This is a genomic window from Actinomycetospora sp., from assembly GCF_055612215.1.
The window spans coordinates 1-3,996 of record NZ_JBVPVA010000136.1; the positions used below are offsets into that span (position 1 = coordinate 1).

5 protein-coding genes and 1 pseudogene are annotated in these 3,996 nt (G+C 75.1%); 2 read left to right on the forward strand and 4 right to left on the reverse strand.

Going from position 1 to position 3,996, the window contains the following annotated elements; genetic code table 11:
• A pseudogene (locus AC0CYZ_RS03700) lies at window positions 1-421 on the forward strand (DUF222 domain-containing protein); the annotation flags it as partial.
• 1 nt (window position 422) lies between these two features.
• Here AC0CYZ_RS03700 and AC0CYZ_RS03705 read toward each other — a convergent pair.
• Window positions 423-824, reverse strand: a complete 402-nt coding sequence (locus tag AC0CYZ_RS03705) for a VOC family protein (RefSeq protein WP_472212453.1) — start codon at window positions 822-824, stop codon at window positions 423-425.
• Between the two features lie 19 nt (window positions 825-843).
• On the opposite strand from AC0CYZ_RS03705, the gene AC0CYZ_RS03710 reads away from it, so the two are divergent.
• On the forward strand, window positions 844-1,758 hold the full coding sequence (locus AC0CYZ_RS03710) for a DNA-3-methyladenine glycosylase family protein (protein WP_472212455.1): 915 nt from the start codon (window positions 844-846) through the stop codon (window positions 1,756-1,758).
• Window positions 1,759-1,792: 34 nt separating this feature from the next.
• On the opposite strand, the gene AC0CYZ_RS03715 is transcribed toward AC0CYZ_RS03710, so the two are convergent.
• The 3 genes from AC0CYZ_RS03715 to moaA are packed head-to-tail and all read right to left on the reverse strand — an operon-like array spanning window position 1,793 to window position 3,706.
• Complete coding sequence (locus tag AC0CYZ_RS03715) at window positions 1,793-2,269, reverse strand: methylated-DNA--[protein]-cysteine S-methyltransferase (RefSeq protein ID WP_472212457.1); 477 nt, start codon at window positions 2,267-2,269, stop codon at window positions 1,793-1,795.
• Window positions 2,270-2,307: 38 nt separating this feature from the next.
• Complete coding sequence (locus tag AC0CYZ_RS03720) at window positions 2,308-2,613, reverse strand: MoaD/ThiS family protein (RefSeq protein ID WP_472212459.1); 306 nt, start codon at window positions 2,611-2,613, stop codon at window positions 2,308-2,310.
• Window positions 2,614-2,617: 4 nt separating this feature from the next.
• Window positions 2,618-3,706 carry a GTP 3',8-cyclase MoaA gene (gene moaA, locus AC0CYZ_RS03725; RefSeq protein ID WP_472212461.1) on the reverse strand — a complete coding sequence of 363 codons (1,089 nt, stop codon included), beginning with the start codon at window positions 3,704-3,706 and terminating at the stop codon, window positions 2,618-2,620.
• Window positions 3,707-3,996 lie beyond the last annotated feature (290 nt).

Here is a 3,996-nt window from a genome sequence, read left to right on the forward strand (position 1 = left end):
GGTCGGGCACGGCCCACTACCCGCCGGGACCGTGCGGGACCTGCTGCGCTCCACCGCGGGGAAGCGGTGGTGGCGGCGGTTGTTCGCCCACCCCGACACCGGCACCCTGGTCGGGGGCGAGTCTCGGGCGCGGCGCGTCGACGGGTTCCTCGCCGCGTTGATCGATCTGCGCGACGGCGGCCGCTGCCGCGACCCGTTCTGCGACGCGCCCATCCGCCACCACGACCACATCCGTCAGTCCCGCGCTGGTGGGCCGACCAGTTTCACCAACGGGCGCGGGGTGTGCGCGCGGGGGAACTTCGTGCGGGAGATGCCGGGCTGGGCGGTCGAGGTCGTCCACGACGGGCTCGGCGACCAGCCCCACACGGTGCGGACCACCACCCCGACCGGACACACCTACACCAGCCGCGCCGGACCCTGAGCTACTGAGGGAGCCAGGCGAACAGGTCGACCCCGACGCTGTCGGGGTCGAGCACCGTCGCGTAGCGCTGACCCCAGAACGCGTCGAACGGGGCCCGATGGCCGCGGTACCCGGCGCCCGTGAGGTCGGCGAACGCCGAGTCGACGCCGGCCGGCGACCCGCAGTCGAACGCGATCGCGACACGGCCGGCCTCCGACGGCGGCGAGAAGTCCGGGTCGAAGGAGCGGATCGTGTCCTCGGTGTCGAGGGCGAGGACCAGCGGGCCGAACGGGATGTTGACGTGCGGCTCGGTCTCGGCGCCGGAGGGGACGTCGAGCCCGAGCGCGCGGTAGAAGGCGACGGACGCGGCCATGTCGGAGACGACGATCCCGACGAAGGCCGGCTGCGGCGATGCGGCGCTCATGCCGTGGGACGCTAGAGCCGTGCCGGGACCCGCGTCGTGGATCCATCGGACACGGGAGCTGGCGTTCACCCCGCCGCTCAACCCGGACAACCTCTACGGGCACCTCGTGGCCACGGCCGTCCCGGGCATCGAGGAGTGGCACGACGGGGCCTACCGGCGCACGCTCGCGCTGTCCGGCGGCCCCGGGGTCGTCGTGCTGCCGCCGCCCTCGGGGCCGGGGGTGGTCACCGCGACGCTGCTCCTGTCCGATGCAACCGACGAGGACGAGGCCGTCCGCGCGGCCCGCCGCATCCTCGACCTGGACGCCGACCCGGCCGCGGTCACCGCGGTGCTCGGCGCCGACGAGGTCCTGCGCCCGCTGGTCGAGAACGCGCCCGGCCGACGGGTGCCGGGGTGCCCCGACCCGGACGAGTTCGCCGTGCGCGCCGTCCTCGGCCAGCAGGTCTCGACGGCGGCCGCCCGCACCCACGCCGCCCGGCTCGTCCGGGCCCACGGGACGCCGCTGCCGGACGCCGGCTCGGCGGGTTCCTCCCTCACGCACCTCTTCCCGTCCGCGCACCAGCTCACCGCCCTCACCGACGACGAGCTCGGCATGCCCGCCAGCCGCAAGCGCACCCTCCACGGGCTCGTCGCGGCCCTGGCCGACGGCACCGTCGACCTCCGCGCCGACCTCGCCACCGCACGGCGGGAGCTCGGGGCGCTGCGCGGGATCGGGCCGTGGACGGTTGACTCGGTGGCGATGCGGGCCCTCGGCGACGCGGACGCGTTCCTGCCGGCCGACCTCGGCGTCCGTGTCGCCGCCCGGGAGCTCGGTCTCCCCGAGCGCGACCGCGACCTGATCGCCCGCGCCGAGGTCTGGCGGCCCTACCGCGCGTACGCGACGCAGTACCTGTGGTCGGCCCTCGACCACGCGGTCAACACGATGCCGAGTTGATCACGCGGCCGACCTGATCAGACGTTCATGACGCTCAGAAGAGCCGCTGACCAGCCGTCTCGAGGTCGAGGAGAGCACGCTTGCGGTCGAGGCCGCCCGCGTAGCCGGTGAGCGACCCGTCGGACCCGACCACCCGGTGGCAGGGGACGACGATCGCCACCGGGTTGGTGGCCATCGCCCCGCCCACGCGTCGGGACTCCGAGACCGGCAGTCCCACCGACGTCGCGAGTGCGCCGTAGGTGATCGTGTCGCCCCAGCCGACCGGCGCGAGGCCGTCGAGGACCCGCCGGTGCGCGGCGGTGGTCCCCGACAGGTCGACCGGCACCGTGAAGTCGCGCAGCGTCCCCGCGAGGTAGGCGTCCAGTTCCTCCTGCGCGGTGGCGACGATCCGGTCGCCGGCGGCGCTGCGGGGTGTCGGGACCTCCGGCGGGGAGAAGCCGAGCCGGGTCAGCCCGACCTCGGAGGCGTCCAGGTACAGCGTCCCGATCCGGGTCTCGTGCGCGACGGTCATGTCCGGGAGAACCCCACCGGGCCGGGGTGCGTTGCGGCTCAGCCGCCGGCGAACGGGGGCAGGACGTCGACGGTGGACCCGTCGGGCACCGCGACGGTGCGCTCGTGCACCGCGAGCCCGTCGAGGAGCAGGCTGCTCGCCGCGAGGACGCGTGTGAGGGCCTCGCCGTGGTCGGCGGCGAGCGCGGCGACGAGGTCCGCCACGGTGGTCCCCGCGGGCAGCGTCACGCGCTCGGTGGCGGCGCCCGCGGCGGCCTTCGCGCCGGCGAAGTAGCGCACGGTGGCGGTGACGTCCGCGCCCGAGGCGCCGACGCGGCGGGCGGGGGTCTCCAGGGAGCTGGTCACCGATTCATCCTCCGATCGCGCTCATGGGGCGGTCCGGCTGCAGGAACCCGGGGTCGTCGATCCCGTGGCCGGCCTTCTTGCCCCACATCGCGACCCGCCACGCGTCGGCGATCTCGTCGTCGGTGCCGCCGCCGCGCAGCAGGGCGCGCAGGTCGTTCTCGCTGCGGGCGAACAGGCAGGTGCGGATCTGGCCGTCCGCGGTGAGCCGCGTGCGGTCGCAGGTCCCGCAGAAGGGCCGGGTCACCGAGGCGATGATCCCGACCCGCGCCGGGCCGCCGTCGGGGCGAACGTACCCGGGCACCAGGAACCGCTCGGCGGGGGCACCGCCACGCTCGGCCGGGTCAGGGGTGAGGGTGAAGCGCTCGGCCAGCGTGGCCAGGACCTGCTCGGCGGTGATCATGCGGTCGCGCTGCCAGGAGTGCCCGGCGTCCAGCGGCATCTGCTCGATGATCCGCAGCTCGAAGCCCTCCGCGAGCGCCCACGCGAGCAGGTCGGGGGCCTCGTCGTCGTTGAGGCCAGGCATCAGGACAGTATTGATCTTGATCGGGCTGAAGCCGACCTCACGGGCCGCCGCCAGTCCGTCGAGGACGTCTCCCAGCCGATCCCGCCGGGTGATCTCGGCGAACCGCTCCGGGCGCAGCGTGTCGAGCGAGACGTTCACGCGGTCCAGGCCGGCGTCGGCGAGCCCACGGGCCCGCCGCGTGAGGCCGAGCCCGTTGGTGGTCACCGAGGTCTCGGGACGCTGCGGCAGGGCGGCCGTCGCGGCGACGATGTCCTCGAGGCCGCGCCGCAGCAGCGGCTCGCCACCGGTGAAGCGGATCTCGCGGACCCCGAGGCGCTCGACGCCGATGCGGACGAGCCGCACCACCTCGTCGTCGGTCAGCGCCTCCTCGGTCGGCATCCACTCCAGGCCCTCGGCGGGCATGCAGTAGGTGCAGCGCAGGTTGCAGCGGTCGGTCAGCGAGACCCGCAGGTCCGTCGCGACGCGGCCGAACCGGTCGACCAGCCGGGCGTCGTCGGGACGGTCCGAGGTGTCGGCACGGTCCGCGCCGGGCGCCGGCACGGACGGGACGCCGAGGTCGAGGATGGTCATCACCGCCACGATAACCGCGTCGCGACGGTGCCGGTGGGCCCTGTTCGCGCAGGTCGCAGCCGTGATCCGCAGATGCGGAAGCCGATCCTCGGCGGGCGCGCACCTGCGGGGCGCGAGTCGCAGGGACCCTGCGATCGGAGAGGTGGCCGGACCGGGCGGAGAGACGGCCGGCGGCCTCGGACCGCCGTCGCCCGGCCGGGTGACACGCCGACGGTCTCCCGCGTGCCCGCCGTCGGACACGCCGGTCACTACCGTGCCGGACGTGCCCTCTGCCGGGACCGCCACCGCCG